This window comes from Nocardioides sp. (assembly GCF_047606145.1).
Classification (GTDB): domain Bacteria; phylum Actinomycetota; class Actinomycetes; order Propionibacteriales; family Nocardioidaceae; genus Nocardioides.
On record NZ_JASGET010000162.1, the window covers coordinates 1 to 15,268 of the forward strand.

At 71.2% G+C, this 15,268-nt stretch carries 11 protein-coding genes; 7 read left to right on the forward strand and 4 right to left on the reverse strand.

All coding sequences use genetic code 11. The features are described from left to right. Positions 1–120: 120 nt before the first annotated feature. From QM638_RS21985 to QM638_RS22000, 4 genes are all read right to left on the reverse strand, one after another. Positions 121–2,601, reverse strand: coding sequence for a DNA translocase FtsK (locus QM638_RS21985; protein WP_415145632.1), 2,481 nt, complete (start codon positions 2,599–2,601; stop codon positions 121–123). A gap of 448 nt (positions 2,602–3,049) precedes the next feature. Beyond that, positions 3,050–4,735 carry a ribonuclease J gene (locus QM638_RS21990; protein ID WP_415145634.1) on the reverse strand — a complete coding sequence of 562 codons (1,686 nt, stop codon included), beginning with the start codon at positions 4,733–4,735 and terminating at the stop codon, positions 3,050–3,052. A gap of 12 nt (positions 4,736–4,747) precedes the next feature. Beyond that, a complete protein-coding gene (gene dapA / locus QM638_RS21995; RefSeq protein WP_415145636.1) occupies positions 4,748–5,659 on the reverse strand; it encodes a 4-hydroxy-tetrahydrodipicolinate synthase in 912 nt (303 codons plus the stop codon). A 25-nt stretch (positions 5,660–5,684) separates the two neighbouring features. Continuing rightward, on the reverse strand, positions 5,685–6,446 hold the full coding sequence (locus tag QM638_RS22000; RefSeq protein WP_415145638.1) for an IclR family transcriptional regulator: 762 nt from the start codon (positions 6,444–6,446) through the stop codon (positions 5,685–5,687). 114 nt (positions 6,447–6,560) lie between these two features. On the opposite strand from QM638_RS22000, the gene QM638_RS22005 reads away from it, so the two are divergent. The 7 genes from QM638_RS22005 (at position 6,561) to QM638_RS22035 (ending at position 15,101) form a co-directional block, all read left to right on the forward strand. Then, entirely contained in the window at positions 6,561–8,240 is a 1,680-nt protein-coding gene (locus tag QM638_RS22005) for an ABC transporter substrate-binding protein (protein ID WP_415145640.1), read from the forward strand. A gap of 12 nt (positions 8,241–8,252) precedes the next feature. Beyond that, positions 8,253–9,314 carry an ABC transporter permease gene (locus QM638_RS22010; RefSeq protein ID WP_415145642.1) on the forward strand — a complete coding sequence of 354 codons (1,062 nt, stop codon included), beginning with the start codon at positions 8,253–8,255 and terminating at the stop codon, positions 9,312–9,314. 5 nt (positions 9,315–9,319) lie between these two features. Then, entirely contained in the window at positions 9,320–10,162 is an 843-nt protein-coding gene (locus QM638_RS22015) for an ABC transporter permease (RefSeq protein ID WP_415145644.1), read from the forward strand. 94 nt (positions 10,163–10,256) lie between these two features. Beyond that, positions 10,257–12,092: a dipeptide ABC transporter ATP-binding protein gene (locus tag QM638_RS22020; RefSeq protein WP_415145645.1), complete on the forward strand. Its 1,836-nt coding sequence runs from the start codon at positions 10,257–10,259 to the stop codon at positions 12,090–12,092. Then, positions 12,092–13,225, forward strand: coding sequence for a serine hydrolase domain-containing protein (locus QM638_RS22025; protein ID WP_415145647.1), 1,134 nt, complete (start codon positions 12,092–12,094; stop codon positions 13,223–13,225). The genes QM638_RS22020 and QM638_RS22025 overlap by 1 nt, the downstream gene beginning before the upstream one ends. Positions 13,226–13,269: 44 nt before the next feature. Continuing rightward, the gene (locus QM638_RS22030) at positions 13,270–14,163 is read left to right on the forward strand and encodes a 3-keto-5-aminohexanoate cleavage protein (RefSeq protein ID WP_415145649.1); all 894 of its coding nucleotides are present in this window, start codon (positions 13,270–13,272) and stop codon (positions 14,161–14,163) included. Then, positions 14,160–15,101, forward strand: a complete 942-nt coding sequence (locus tag QM638_RS22035) for a 3-hydroxyacyl-CoA dehydrogenase NAD-binding domain-containing protein (RefSeq protein WP_415145651.1) — start codon at positions 14,160–14,162, stop codon at positions 15,099–15,101. The genes QM638_RS22030 and QM638_RS22035 overlap by 4 nt, the downstream gene beginning before the upstream one ends. Positions 15,102–15,268: the final 167 nt, after the last annotated feature.

Below are 15,268 nucleotides of genomic sequence, written 5' to 3' on the forward strand. Positions count from 1 at the left end.
CGCCTGGCTCCACATCATCTGGCACTGCTGGCAAGACGACCTCGCCTACGACCCCGCCCGACACCGCGCCCTGCAACGCTTCCTCGCCAGCCAGACCGGGGCGGCTTGACATAGGGCTTCTCATCCCACTTCTCCCTGGATCGTCGCGATGACGCCGTCGAGCTCGTCAGGTTTGACCAGTACGTCGCGGGCCTTGGACCCCTCGGAGGGGCCGACGATGCCGCGGCTCTCCATCATGTCCATCAGTCGGCCGGCCTTGGCGAAGCCGACCCGCAGCTTGCGCTGCAGCATCGAGGTGGAGCCGAACTGGGTGGTGACCACCTGCTCGATCGCCTGGATCAGCAGGTCGAGATCGTCGCCGATCTCGTCGTCGAGCACCCGCTTGCTCTCCGCCGGTGCGGTGACGTCCTCGCGATAGCTGGGCTCCAGCTGGCCCTTGCAGGCCGTGACGACCTCGGCGATCTCCTTCTCGGTCACCCAGGATCCCTGCACCCGGATCGGCTTGGAGCTGCCCATCGGCAGGAACAGGCCGTCGCCCTGGCCGACCAGCTTCTCCGCGCCCGGCTGGTCCAGGATGACCCGCGAGTCGCCGAGCGAGGAGGTGGCGAACGCGAGCCGGGACGGCACGTTGGCCTTGATCAGGCCGGTGACCACGTCGACCGAGGGACGCTGGGTGGCGAGCACCAGGTGGATGCCGGCCGCGCGCGCCAGCTGGGTGATCCGGACGACCGAGTCCTCCACGTCACGCGGGGCCACCATCATCAGGTCCGCCAGCTCGTCGACGATGACCAGCAGATAGGGGTACGGCGACAGCTCCCGCTCGCTGCCCGGTGGCAGCTCGACCTTGCCGGCGCGGACCGCCTTGTTGAAGTCGTCGATGTGCCGGTAGCCGAAGTTGGCCAGGTCGTCGTAGCGCAGGTCCATCTCGCGCACCACCCAGGCCAGCGCCTCGGCCGCCTTCTTCGGGTTGGTGATGATCGGGGTGATCAGGTGCGGGACGCCCTCGTAGGCGTTGAGCTCGACCCGCTTGGGGTCGACCATGATCATCCGCACCTCGTCCGGCGTGGCCCGCATTAGGATCGAGGTGATCAGCGAGTTGATGAACGACGACTTGCCCGACCCGGTGGCACCGGCGACCAGCAGGTGCGGCATCTTCGCCATGTTGGCGACCACGAAGCCGCCCTCCACGTCCTTGCCGAGCCCGGCCACCATCGGGTGGTGGTCCCCGCGCGCGGGAGTGGAGCGCAGCACGTCGCCCAGTGAGACGATCTCCTTGTCGGTGTTCGGGATCTCGACCCCGACCGCCGACTTGCCCGGGATCGGGCTCAGGATGCGGACGTCGGCCGAGGCCACCGCGTAGGCGATGTTCTTCTGGATGCCGGTGATCTTCTCGACCTTCACCCCCGGGCCGAGCTCGACCTCGTAGCGGGTCACCGTCGGGCCGCGGGTGTAGCCGGTGACCTGAGCATCGATGTTGAACTCGTCCAGCACGGCGGCGAGCCGGTTGACCACGTCGTCGCTGGCCGCCGAGCGCGGCTTGTGGGCCGAGCCCGGCTTGAGCAGGTCGCTGGCCGGCAGGGTGTAGGTGACGTCGCCGGCGAGGGTGAGCTGCTCGACGCGCTGCGGCAGCTCGCTGTGCGGCGGCGGCTCGAGCTCGGCCCGGTCTCCCGTCCTGTCCCCGGACTTCTCGCTGGTCGGCCGCGGAGCCTGGCGCGGCCGCGTCTCGGCCGGGACGGCCGCGATCTGCTGGGCGTCGTCGATCGCCAGACCCGGCACCGCGTCGGTCTCCGGTCCGCCGGGCTGGGTCAGCTCGAGGGCGACGTCGAGGGCATCGCGCTCGCGCTGCTTCCTGCCCCGGCCGCGCTTGGCGATCTCGCGATCCTCCAGCACCGGGGAGTCGTACGCCGGCGCGCCGAGGTCGCCGTCGGTCTCGTCGTCGGCGAAGAGCTTCCTGCCGCCGCGCTTGCGCCGGATCGGGGCGGTGTCCTCCCCCACGCCGTCGTGCCCGGCGCTCGCCTGGTCGTCGTACTCCCGGCCGAGGGCGCGGTCGCGGATCTCGGCCAGCCGCGCGGGGACCTGGTAGAGCGGGGTCGCGGTGACGACCAGGACGCCGAAGAGCGCGAGCAGCGCCAGCAGCACGACCACCACGAGCGAGCTGCGCAACAGGTCGAGCAGCAGACTGGCCACGATGTAGCCGACCGCGCCGCCGGCGTACTGCAGGTCGGAGCTGTCGCCGTTGACCGGCTGCGGGTTGCCGTTGGCGATCTGGACGATGCCGAGCACGCCGAGCGAGAGCGCGCTCCAGCCGATGACCTGACGGCCCACCGGCCCGGACTCGATCGGGTTGCGCATGATCCGCAGCCCGCCGTAGACCAGGCCGAGCGGAACCAGCCAGCCGACCTTGCCGACGACCCCGCTCACCACCGTGCGAACCACGTCGAAGAAGCCGCCGCCGATCTGGAACCAGACCCCGGCGCCGGCGATGACCGCCAGCGCGATGACGAACAGCCCGAGGCCGTCGCGACGGTGCGCCGGGTCGAGGTCACGAGCGCCGTGGCCGATCGCGCGGGCCACCGCGCCGACTCCGCGGGCGATTCCCATCCAGACGCTGGCGACCGCCTTGAAGAGGGCGTCGAAGAGTCGGGCGACCGGGCCGCGTCCACTGCGGACGGCGCGCGGCGCCGGGCGCCGCTTCGCGCTCGAGGTACGCCGCTTGGCGGGCGCACTCTTCGCGCGGGCCCGGGTCGTCGCCGTGGCTCGCTTAGTGGTGGAGGTACTCCGGGGGCGGGTGCTCGTGGTGCTGTTTCCAGAGGTGCTCGAGCTCCGCGACCCCGGCGGGGAAGACGTACGGGTCGCCATGCAGCCACCCTATTTGATCGTCACTCCTGTCACACGCACCACAGGAGTGCGTGTCGTCTCGCGCCCCCAACGGGCGGTGCGGCACCGGGATCGCGGGACTTCCTGCGCGAAACTGCCACTTCCTGCGGGTTGCATCGCGCAGGAAGTGGCAGTTTCACCGGTGAACCGGTGAAACTGCCCCCGGCGCGACCTAGGCCTCGATGACCACCGGGATGATCATCGGGCGGCGGCGCATCTTGTCCGAGACCCAGCGGCCGAAGGTACGCCGGACGGCCTGCTGCAGCTGGTAGGTGTCGGTGGCGCCCTCGGCGATGGCGCGGTTGACCGCGTCCACGATCGGCTGGCGGATCCGGTCGAAGTCGCCGGCCTCCCAGGCGTGGCCGCGGGCGTGGATCTCGGGCCCCGCGGAGACCTTCCCGGAGACCGAGTCGACCACGATGATGATCGACACGAACCCCTCCTCACCCAGGATGCGCCGGTCCTTGAGCTCGCTCTCGGTGACGTCGCCGACGGTGGCACCGTCCACGAAGACGTAGCCGCACTCCACCTTGCCGGCCACCGAGGCGACCCCGTCGACCAGGTCGACGACGACCCCGTCCTCGGCGATCACCACGTTCTCGATCCCGACCAGCTTGGCCAGGTCGCCGTTGGCGAGCAGGTGCCGGATCTCGCCGTGCACCGGCATCACGTTGGCCGGGCGCACCACGTTGTAGCAGTAGAGCAGCTCCCCGGCGGAGGCGTGCCCGGAGACGTGCACCAGCGCGTTCCCCTTGTGCACCACCTTCGCGCCCAGCCGGGCCAGGCCGTTGATCACCCGGTAGACGGCGTTCTCGTTGCCCGGGATCAGCGAGGAGGCCAGCAGCACGGTGTCGCCGGGCTCGATGTGGACGAAGTTGTGCGTGCCGTTGGCGATCCGGGACAGCGCCGACATCGGCTCGCCCTGGGAGCCGGTGGAGATCAGCACCTGCTTCTCCGGGGCCAGGTCGGCCAGCTGCTTGGCGTCGACGATGACCCCCTCGGGCACGTCGAGATAGCCCAGCTCCGAGGCGATCTGCATGTTGCGCACCATCGACCGGCCGACGTAGCCGACCTTGCGGCCGTGCTTGACCGCCGAGTCGAGGATCTGCTGCACCCGATGCACGTGCGAGGCGAAGCAGGCCACGATGATCCGCTGCTCGGACTCGCGGAAGACCTGCTCGATGGCCGGGGTGATCTTGCGCTCGGAGACGGTGAAGCCCGGCACCTCGGCGTTGGTGGAGTCGGTGAGGAACAGGTCGACCCCCTCCTCCCCCAGCCGGGCGAAGGCGCGCAGGTCGGTGATCCGGCCGTCCAACGGGAGCTGGTCCATCTTGAAGTCGCCGGTGTGCAGCACCATCCCGGCCGGCGTACGGATCGCGACGGCGAGCGCGTCCGGGATGGAGTGGTTGACCGCGACGAACTCCAGGTCGAACGGGCCGAAGGAGAGTCGCATCCCCTCGGTGACCTCGTGCTTGACGGTCTCCCGGAGCCGGTGCTCGCGCAGCTTGGAGTTGACCAGTGCCAGGGTCAGCTTGGAGCCGACCAGCGGGATGTCGCCGCGCTCGCGCAGCAGGTACGGTGTGGCGCCGATGTGGTCCTCGTGGCCGTGGGTGAGCACCAGCGCCTCGATGGCGTCGAGCCGGTCCCTGATCGCGGAGAAGTCCGGCAGGATCAGGTCCACGCCGGGCTGCTGGTCCTCGGGGAAGAGCACCCCGCAGTCGACCACGAGCAGCCGGCCGTCGTACTCGAAGACGGTCATGTTGCGGCCGACCTCGCCGAGTCCGCCGAGCGGGATCACGCGCAGAGCACCGGCGGCGAGCTCACCTGGTTCGGAGAGCTCGGGGTGTGGGTGGGACATGCAGTTCCTTATCTAGACAAGGCCGGCTGCCGCCAATCCGCTGCGCAGCGCCTCGACCTCGTCGTCGTCCAGCGCCACCAGTGGCGAGCGGACGTTCCGGTTGTCGATCACGCCGCTCAGCTGCAGGGCAGCCTTGGCGGTCGTCGCTCCGTAGTTCGGGACGCCCATGATGGCGTCGATCGCGGGGAGCATCCGCGCATAGGTCTCTCGGGCGAGGGCGAGGTCGGCACCCGTGCCGGTGTCGGTCATGGCGTCGACCATGGTCCGCAGGTGGTCGCCGGCGACATGGCCGGCCACCGAGATCACCCCGCTGGCGCCGTGGGCCAGCCAGGCCAGGTTGAGCGCGTCGTCGCCGGAGTAGATGGCGTAGCCGAGGTCGAGCAGCCGCGGCGCACGGGCCAGGTCGCCGGCCGCCTCCTTGACCGCGAGCACCGTCTCCCAGCGGGCCGCCTCGCGGTAGGTCTCCAGCGAGATCGGCGACCCGGTGCGGCCGGGGACGTCGTAGAGGATGACCGGCACGTCGGTGGCCGCCACCACCTGGCGGAAGTGCTCGGCGATGCCGCGCTGCCCGGGCTTGTTGTAGTACGGCGTGACCAGGAGGAGGCCGTCCGCGCCGACCTTGGCGGCCTGCTGGGCCAGCTCGATCGAGGTGCGGGTGTCGTTGGTGCCGATGCCGGCCACCACCGTCACCCGGTCGCCGACGGCGTCCTTGACCGCGGCCAGCGTCTCGGCGTCCTCGCCGACGGTCGTGGTCGCGGACTCGCCGGTGGTGCCGGAGACGACCAGCCCGTCATGGCCGTGCTCGACCAGGTGTTGCGCCACCTTCTGGGTCTGGGCGAGGTCGACCGAGCCGTCCTCGGCGAAGACGGTGACCATCGCCGTCAGAACGGTTCCGAAGGGCGCAGCACCGGGCACGTTCGTCATGATCCCCAGCGTATCGCCTCACGACTCACCCCTGAGCGAGCCCCCGCGCCGCCTCGCGGGCGATCTCGCCGAGCACGTCGAAGCGGTCCGGGGTCAGTCGTTCGCGCGGGCCCCAGATGCTGAGCAGCGCGATCGGATGCCCGCCGGCGTCGAGCACCGGCGCGGAGACGCCGTACGCCGACTCCTCGAACTCGCCCCGGCAGGTGCCGTAGCCGCGGCGCCTGGTCTCCTCCAGGTCGGCCTCGAGGTCCGATTGGTCGGTGATGGTCGTCTCGGTGTAGCGCCGCAGCCGGCTCCCCAGCAGCTCCCCCGCGTCGCCGGCCGGCAGGAAGGCGAGCAGCGCCTTGCCGGTGGAGGTCGCGTGCAGTGGGACGGCCCGATCCCGCCAACTGGCAGCCACCACCGCGCTGGGCACCTCCTCGGCGACGTAGGTCAGCCGATCCGCCCGCATCACCGCCAGCGCCGCGGTCTCGCCGGTCTGCCGGGAGACCCGGGCCAGGGTCGGGCCCGCGGAACGGATCAGCGCGTCCACGCCGCCCGCGCCGGCCAACTCCAACAGCCCGCCGCCGATCGTCCAACGGCCGGTGCGCCGGTCGCAGGCGACCAGCCGGGACGCCTCCAGGGTGACCAGGATCCGCCAGGCGGTCGCCCGGTTCAGCTCGCATCGGGCGGCGATCGCCGCGACGGTCGCCTCGGGGCCGGATGCGGTCGCGACCGCACGCAACAGCGCCGCCGCCCGGTCCACCGACTGGACCCGGCCGGTACGACGTCCCGGCACCGCGGCCACGCCTCGCCGCTCGCCCGTCCGATCGCCCGTCTGATCGCCTGTCAGATCGCCGCCCTGATCGTCAGGGTCATTGACGCCCCTCCCCATGCCGCATATGTTCGCATAGTTCAAAACTTGGCTCGCATCGCGAACAGGAGAAGAACAATCGCCTCCGGACCGGACAATCGACGGACCAGCTCGGGTACTCGACATGGCGCCAGAGCGGGTCTGCCTCGCGCGCCGGAAGGCACCCCGGGCGGCTATGGCGTCTCTCGCCGGGACGCGCTGCGACTCGCCTCGATCGCCGCGGCCGGTGCGGTCGGCCTGAGCACGCTGGGCGCCTGTGGCACGGTGCCGACCAAGCCGGATGCGAGCACTCCCCGCAAGCGCGGCGGCACGCTCAGCCACGGCGCCACCGGTGGCGGCCTCAAGGACACCCTGGACCCGCACTTCCCGGTCACCAATCCCGACATCGCACGCTGCTTCAACCTCTACGAGCCGCTGCTGATGTGGGACAACAAGTACAAGATCGCCCCCTGTCTGGCGACCGCGGTCACCCCGAACAAGGCGGCCACGGTCTGGACGATCGAGCTGCGTCCCGACGTGGTCTTCCACCACGGCAAGTCGATGACCGCCGAGGACGTGATGTTCACCCTGTCCCGGCTCACCGACCCGAAGAACCCGGCCCCGGGCGGGACCCAGCTGGCCGAGGTGCTCGACCTGAAGAGCTCCCGCACGCTGGACGACCACACCCTCCGGCTGCGGCTGAGCAAGCCGTACGCGCTGCTCGACCAGCTGCTCGCCGAGTACACCACCGGCATCATCCCCACCGACTTCACCCTCACGAAGCCGGTCGGCACCGCCGGGTTCGCCTACAAGTCCTTCACCCCGGGGCAGCTGAGCACCTTCACCAGGTTCGGCGACTACTGGGGCGATCCGGCCTACGTCGACGAGCTGCTCATCTACGACTTCGCCGACGACGCGGCCAAGGTCAACGCGCTGCTCGCCGGTCAGGTGCAGAGCGTGGACAACCTGCCCTCCTACCTGGTCGACGCCGTCGGCAAGCAGGGGTCCTCGGCGCTGATCGCCGACACCGGCGCGTGGATCCCGTTCACCATGCGGGTCGACACCGCGCCGTACTCCGACAACCGGGTGCGGCAGGCGCTGCGGCTGGTGGCCGACCGCCAGCAGCTGATCGACCAGGCGCTGAACGGCTACGGATTCCTGGGCAACGACCTGTACTCGCCCTTCGATCCCGCCTACGCCGACGACCTGCCCCAGCGCGAGCAGGACCTCGACCAGGTGAGGTCCCTGCTCAAGCAGGCCGGCAAGTCCGACCTGCAGGTCGAGCTGGTCACCTCGACGGCGGTCGGCGCCGGTGGCGTCGAGGCCGCCAACCTGTACGCCGACCAGGCCCGTGCCGCGGGCATCGACGTCCGCCTCACCAAGGCCGACGCCAACACCTTCTACGGTGACCAGTACCTGAAGTGGCCGTTCGCGCAGGACTTCTGGAACACCCGCAACTACCTGCCACAGGCGGCGGCCTGCGCGCTGCCGTCCTCGCCGTACAACGAGACCCACTTCGACGACAAGAAGTACCAGAAGCTGGTCGCCCAGGCGACGCAGGAGGTTGACGACACCAAGCGCAACGAGCTGATCCGTCGCTGCCAGCAGATCGAGTACGACCGCGGTGGCTACCTCATCTGGGGCTTCAAGCGCCAGGTGGACGGCTACTCCAACCTCGTCCGGGGCTTCGAGCCCAGCCGTTACCAGCCGTGCGGGTCCTTCCGGTTCCGCAACGTGTCGTTCGTCTGAGGGGTGGCAGGGATGAGTGTCCAAGACGCCGAGGCAACCCCGCCGACGCCGCCGGAGGAGTCCGGCCCGGCCCCGGGGCCGATCGCCGACGCCCGCCGCAACCCCTGGCTCGCCTGGGGCGGCTGGCTGGTCCGACGGCTCGGCCTGGCGGTGCTCACCCTGTGGCTGGTCTCCATCCTGGTCTTCCTCGCCACCGCCGCCCTCGGCGACCCGGTCAAGGCGATCCTCGGCAAGGACGCCGAGACCGCCGGCGGGCGGGCCAACCAGATCCGCGAGCAGCTGCATCTGGACCAGTCGCTGTGGGAGCGCTACTGGCACTGGCTCGGCGGTCTGCTGACCGGCGATCCCGGCACCTCGGTCGCCAACGGCTACCCGGTCGGGCAGCTGATCGGCGACCGGGTGCTCAACAGCGCCGTGCTGGTGGCGGTCGCCGCGATCGTGATCATCCCGCTCTCCTTCGGGGTGGCGCTGCTGTGCGCCCGGACCCGCGGCGGCCGGGTCGACCAGGGCATCCAGGTGGTGCTGCTCACCCTCGCCGGACTGCCGGAGTTCATCATCGGCATCGTGCTGGTGGCGGTCTTCTCCACCGTCGTCCTCCACCTGCTGCCGGCGGTCACCATCAGCGCCGGCGGCGACAGCCCGTGGGCCAAGCCGGGCTCGATGATCCTGCCGGTCGCGACCCTGGTGCTGGCGGTGGCGCCCTACGTCATCCGGATCATGCGCTCGACCCTGTTGGAGGTGCTCGACAGCGACTACGTCGAGCTGGCCCGGCTCAAGGGGGTGCCGGAGAAGGTGGTGCTGCGGCGGCACGCGTTGCGCAACGCGATCGTGCCCGGCATCCAGGTGATCGCCCTGCAGCTGGCCTGGCTGGCCGGCGGGATCGTGGTGGTCGAGTACCTCTTCTCCTATCCGGGGGTCGGCGCCAGCCTGGTCGACAGCGTCCGCAACAGCGACGTCCCGATGGTGCAGGCGCTGGCGATGATCATCGCCGCCGTCTACGTGGTGGTGAACCTCGTCGCCGACGTCCTCTCCATCCTGTGCACGCCCCGAGCGAGGACGGCGATCACCGCATGAGCAACGTGAGCAACGCAGTCTCGATGAGCACGCCGACCCTGCTCGGCCGGAGCATGCGCCAGCGGCGGCTGATGATCGGCCTGGTGCTCACCGTGCTGGTGGTGCTGGTCGCGGTGGTCGGCCCCTGGGTGGCACCGCACGGCGAGCACGCGATCACCGGCGATCCGTACTCCTCCACCGGCGCGCTCGGCACCGACTACCTGGGCCAGGACGTGCTCAGCCGGGTGCTGTACGGCGGCCGCTCGGTGCTGCTGATCGCGCTGGCCGCGACGGTGCTCGGGATGGTGGCCGGCATCATCATCGGCGTCGTGGCCGCCTACGTCGGCGGCTGGTTCGACGAGGTGGTGATGCGGCTCAACGACGTCGCGCTGGCGTTCCCGCAGATCCTGCTGACCCTGCTGGTGCTCTCCACCGTCGACCAGCCGACCTGGTGGATGATCGTGGTGCTGGTCGGCATCGGGCACGCGCCCCGGGTGGCGCGGGTGGCCCGCGGCGTCGCGCTGGGCGTCGTACGACGCGACTTCGTGACCTCGGCCGAGGCGCTCGGCGAGTCCCGGTGGCGGGTGATGTTCGCCGAGATCCTGCCGACCATGAACGCACCCCTGCTGGCCGAGGCCGGGCTGCGGCTGACCTACTCGATCGGCATGGTGGCGGCCATCGGGTTCCTCGGCTTCGCCAGCGACCCGGGCGCCGCCGACTGGGGCCAGATGATCAACGAGAACCGGCTCGCCCTGCTGGTCCAGCCCTGGGGCGTGCTCGCGCCGGTGATCATGATCGGCGTCTTCGCCATCGGCACCAACCTGATGGCCGACGGCATCACCCAGCTCTACGCGAAGGAGTCCCAGTGAGCTTCTGGCAGGACACGGTCGCCGGCCTCCTCGCCGGTCGAGCAGTCGTCGCGAGGGACGAGCGACGGCTACTCGAGCCCCCGGAGGCGACCCGATGAGCAGCACCTTGGAAGCCTCGCCGGAGAGCCGCGAGCCGTGCGTGGTCGACGGGCTGCGGGTGGCGCTGGTCTCCGGCGCCACCGTCGGCGGCACCGGTGAGATCGACGTGGTCGACCAGATCGACCTGGTGCTGCATCCGGGCGAGATCGTCGGCCTGGTCGGCGAGTCCGGCTCGGGCAAGACCACCATCGGCACGGCGCTGCTCGGCCATGCTCGCGCCGGGGCCCGAATCGCCGGCGGCGAGGTGCTGCTCGAGGGCCGCGACATCCTGGAGCTCAGCGAGGACCAGGTGCGCGCCATGCGCGGCGAGGAGGTCGCCTACATGCCGCAGGATCCGGCCTCGGCGCTCAACCCGAGCATCCGGATCGGCCGGCAGATCGTGGAGCTGCTCGAGCTGCGCGGCATCGACACCGCCGCGGGCCGGTGGCAGCGTGCCAAGGACGGGCTGAGCGAGGTCGGCCTGCCCTGCGACGACGAGTTCCTCGGCCGCTACCCGCACCAGCTCTCCGGCGGCCAGGTGCAGCGGGTCGCGCTGGCGATGGCCTTCCTGCCCCGGCCGAAGGTGCTGGTGCTCGACGAGCCGACCACCGGGCTCGACGTGACCTCCCAGGCGCTGGTGCTCGAGACCATGGACCGGCTCTGCGAGGCCCACGGCGTGGCGGCGCTCTACGTCACCCATGACCTGGCCGTGATCGGCAACGTCGCCGACCGGGTCGCGGTGATGTACGCCGGCCGGATCGTCGAGCTCGGAGGTCGGGAGCAGATCTTCGCCCACCCCACCCACCCCTACACCCGGGCACTGCTGGACGCGATCCCGCACGTCAGCCAGGCCCGGGCGCTCTCCGGGATCCCGGGCCGGACGCCGGGGCCGGGTCGCCGCCCCGACGGCTGTCGCTTCCACGACCGGTGCTCGTTCGCCATCGAGGAGTGCGCCACCACCGAGCCCGAGCCGGTGCCGGTGCGCACGAGCGGCGGCGAGGACGGCGTGCACTGGGCCCGCTGTCTGCGGGTCGGCGAGCTCGGTGCCTGGGACATCAACCTCGGCACCGTGCCGGACGCCGACCCCAACCGCGAGCGCGACGTCATCCTGAGCGCGTCCGGGATCGACATCTTCTACGGCCACAAGCGCGTCGTGCAGGACTACTCCTTCGACCTGGCTCGCGGCGAGGTGGTCGCCCTGGTGGGCGAGTCCGGCTCGGGCAAGACCACCATCTCCCGCAGCATCGGCGGCCTGCACCGGCAGTGGACCGGCGATCTGGTCTTCGACGGTCACTCGCTGGCCACCTCGGCGCGGCGCCGTACCAACTCCGACCGCAAGCGGATCCAGTACATCTTCCAGAACCCCTACCTCTCGCTGAACCCACGACAGAGCGTCGAGCAGATCATCAAGCGGCCGATGGAGCTCTTCGGCATCGCCCGCGGCCGGAAGGCGACCGACCGGGTGGTCGCGCTGCTGGACGCGGTGGCCCTCGGGCCGACGGTGCTCAAGCTGCGCACCGATCGGCTCTCCGGTGGGGAGCGACAGCGGGTGGCCATCGCCCGGGCGCTGGCCGCCGAGCCGGACATCCTGATCTGCGACGAGATCACCTCGGCGCTCGACGTCTCGGTGCAGGGCTCGATCGTGGCGCTGCTCGAACGGCTGCGGATCGAGCGCGGCATCTCGATGCTGTTCGTCACCCACAACCTGGCGCTGGTGCGCTCGATCGCGGCCCGCGTCGACATCCTGCAACACGGCCACCTGGTCGAGTCCGGACCGGTGGTCGAGGTGATGGAGCGACCGCGTCAGGACTACACCCGCGACCTGTTGGCGCACACCCCGAGGATCGATTGATGTCGGGGCTCTCCGAGCTCCGGTTCATCGACCCCGGGCCGGAGGGTTCCCCGCTCGAGGTGCCGGCCACCGCGCCGCTCGACCTGGCCGAGCGGATCCGGCCGCTGCCGGTGGAGATCGCCGGAGCCGGCCATCTCAGCGACCTGGACGGCTGGCTGGCCGAGACCTACGCGACCTCGCTGGTGGTGATCGCCGACGGTGCCGTCGTCCACGAGTGGTACGCCGGCCAGCCGGGTCCACCGGGTCAGCTCGAGCGGCTCGGCCTGTCCGATCCGCTCGGCCCCGAGACCCGGTTCCGGGGGGCGTCGATGACCAAGTCGGCGCTCGCCCACCTGGTCGGCCGGGCGGTCACCGACGGCCGGCTGCGGCTCGCCGACCGCGTCGTCGAGCAGGTCCCCGAGCTCGCCGGCAGCGGCTACGCCGCCGCCACCGTCGGCGACGTGATCACCATGACCACCGGCACCGACTGGATCGAGGACCACCGCGACCCGAACGGTCCGGCGGCCCGGCTGGTGGACGTCTTCGGCGCCGGTGGCGACTCGCGTGCGCTGCTCGCCGAGGTCGGCGCCGGCAGCGGCCCCGGCACCCGGTGGGAGTACTCCACCGCCGACTCCCAGGTCCTCGACTGGGTCCGGGAGCGCGCCACCGGCGAGAGGTTCGCCGACGCCCTCGGCGACCTGTGGCGCGACCTCGGAGCAAGCTCGCCGGCCCTGGTGAGCCGGGACGGGCAGGGGGTCGCGATGGCCGGCGGCGGTCTCGCGGCCACCAGTCGCGACTGGGCCCGGATCGGCCTGCTGGCACTCGACGGACACACCCACCACGGGCGGGTGCTGTGCGCGCAGTGGGTCGCCGAGGCGGGTCTGCCGCCGTACCTCTTCACCCGGCCCGGTCGGCTGCCGGTGAGCATCACCAGCCATGCCGGCTTCGCCCGGCACTGGTGGCCGCTGGACACCGACGGCACCCGGATCGTCGCCGACGGCAGCCGCGGCCAGTTCATCCTCGCCGACCGCGCGACCGGCGTGGTGGTGGTCAAGACCTCGCTGTGGCCCTACGACGACCCGTGGGTCGATCGGGGCTGCCGCGATCTGAGCTATCTCGGGTTGCAGGCGATCGCCGACGTGGCCTCGTCCTGAACCCGCGCACACCCGTCCGACAGGCACTCTGGAGAGGAGTCGACGTGAACCGAGACGTCATCATCACCTGCGCCCTGACCGGCGCCGGTGACACCACCGAGAAGTCCGAGCATGTCCCGGTCACACCCGAGCAGATCGCCGCGGCCGGGATCGAGGCCGCGCGGGCCGGTGCCGCCATCGTGCACGTGCACGTGCGCGACCCCGAGACCGGACGGGGCTCGCGTGAGGTGGCCCTCTATCAGCGCGCGGTGGAGCTGATCCGGGCCAGTGACGTCGACGTGGTCATCAACACCACCGCCGGGATGGGCGGCGACCTGTACCTCGATCCCCAGGAGCCGACCACGATCCTGCCCGGCACCGACCTGGTGGGTGGGGTCGAGCGGCTGGCGCACGTCGGCGTGGTCCGGCCCGACATCTGCACGCTCGACTGCGGCAGCCTCAACTTCGGCGAGGGCAGCCTGGTCTACGTCAGCACTCCGGACATCCTGCGTGACGGCGCGAAGCGGATCCAGGAGCTCGGCGTCCGGGTGGAGATGGAGATCTTCGACACCGGTCACCTGTGGTTCGCCACCCAGCTGGTCGCGGAGGGGCTGATCGACGACCCGGCCATGTTCCAGCTCTGCCTGGACATCCCGTACGGCGCCCCGGCCGACCCGCGGCTGCTGGCCGCGATGGTCGACATGCTGCCCCCGGGCGCGGTGTGGACCTCGTTCGCGCTCGGCCGGATGCAGCTCCCCTGGGTGGCGCAGTCGGTGCTCCTCGGCGGTCACGTGCGCGTCGGCCTGGAGGACAACCTCTACCTGGCCCGAGGCGTCAAGGCCACCAACGCCCAGCTGGTGGAGCGCGCCCGCACCATCATCGAGGCGATGGGTGCCTCGGTGGCGACCCCGGACCGAGCGCGGGAGATCCTGCGGCTGCCGGCCGGAGCCGGCCGGTGACCCGGACCACGCCGGACGAGGTGGGCGTCATCGCCTGCGTCGGCGCCGGCGTGATCGGCGGCGGCTGGGCGGCGTACTTCCTGGCGCACGGGTACCGGGTGCGCGCCTGGGACCCGGCGCCGGACGCCGAGCAGCGGCTCCGGCACCTGGTGGACGCGGCCTGGCCCGCGCTGACCGAGCTGGGCCTGGCCGAGGGCGCGGACCTGGCGAACCTGAGCGTCCACCGCGACCTCGCCGAGGCGCTCCGGGGTGCGCAGTTCGTGCAGGAGAGCGCTCCGGAGGATCTCGAGCTCAAGCGGAGGCTGCTGGCCGGCATCGACGACCTGTGCGCGCCGGAGGTGGTGATCTCCTCCTCCACCTCGGGCTATCCGATGACCGACCTGCAGACGCTGTGTCCGCATCCGGAGCGGACGGTGGTGGGGCATCCGTTCAATCCGCCGTACCTGATCCCGCTCGTCGAGGTCGTCGGCGGGAAGCAGACCTCCGCCGACACCGTCGCCTGGGCGGCCGCGTTCTTCACCGTGGCCGGGAAGTCGGTGATCACCCTGGACGCCGAGGTGCCCGGCTTCATCGCCAACCGGCTGCAGGAGGCGCTGTGGCGCGAGGCGCTGCACATGATCGAGGCCGGGGAGGCGACCGTCGAGCAGATCGACCGGTCGATCACCGACGGCCCCGGCCTGCGCTGGCCGGTCCAGGGGCCGATGCTGACCTTCCACCTGGCCGGCGGTCACGGCGGGATGGCGCACATGCTCGACCACTTCGGCCCGTCGCTGCTCTCGCCGTGGACCAGGCTGGCGGCGCCGGAGCTGACCCCGGAGCTGCGGGACGCGGTGGTGGCCGGCTGCGTGGCGGAGGCCGGGGGGCGGAGCATCGACGACCTGGTCGCCGAGCGGGACCGCGGCGTGATCGCGCTGCTGCGCGCCCTGGGGCGAGCGTGAGCCCGGGGACGCGGACCGATCCGCTCGTGTGGCGCGAGCGGCTGCTGCCGGAGTGGATCGACTACAACGGTCATCTCTCCGAGGCGTACTACGTGCTCGTCTTCGGACACGCCACCGATGCGGTGATGGACCACGTCGGCCTCGGCCCGGAGCACCGGGCCGAGGCC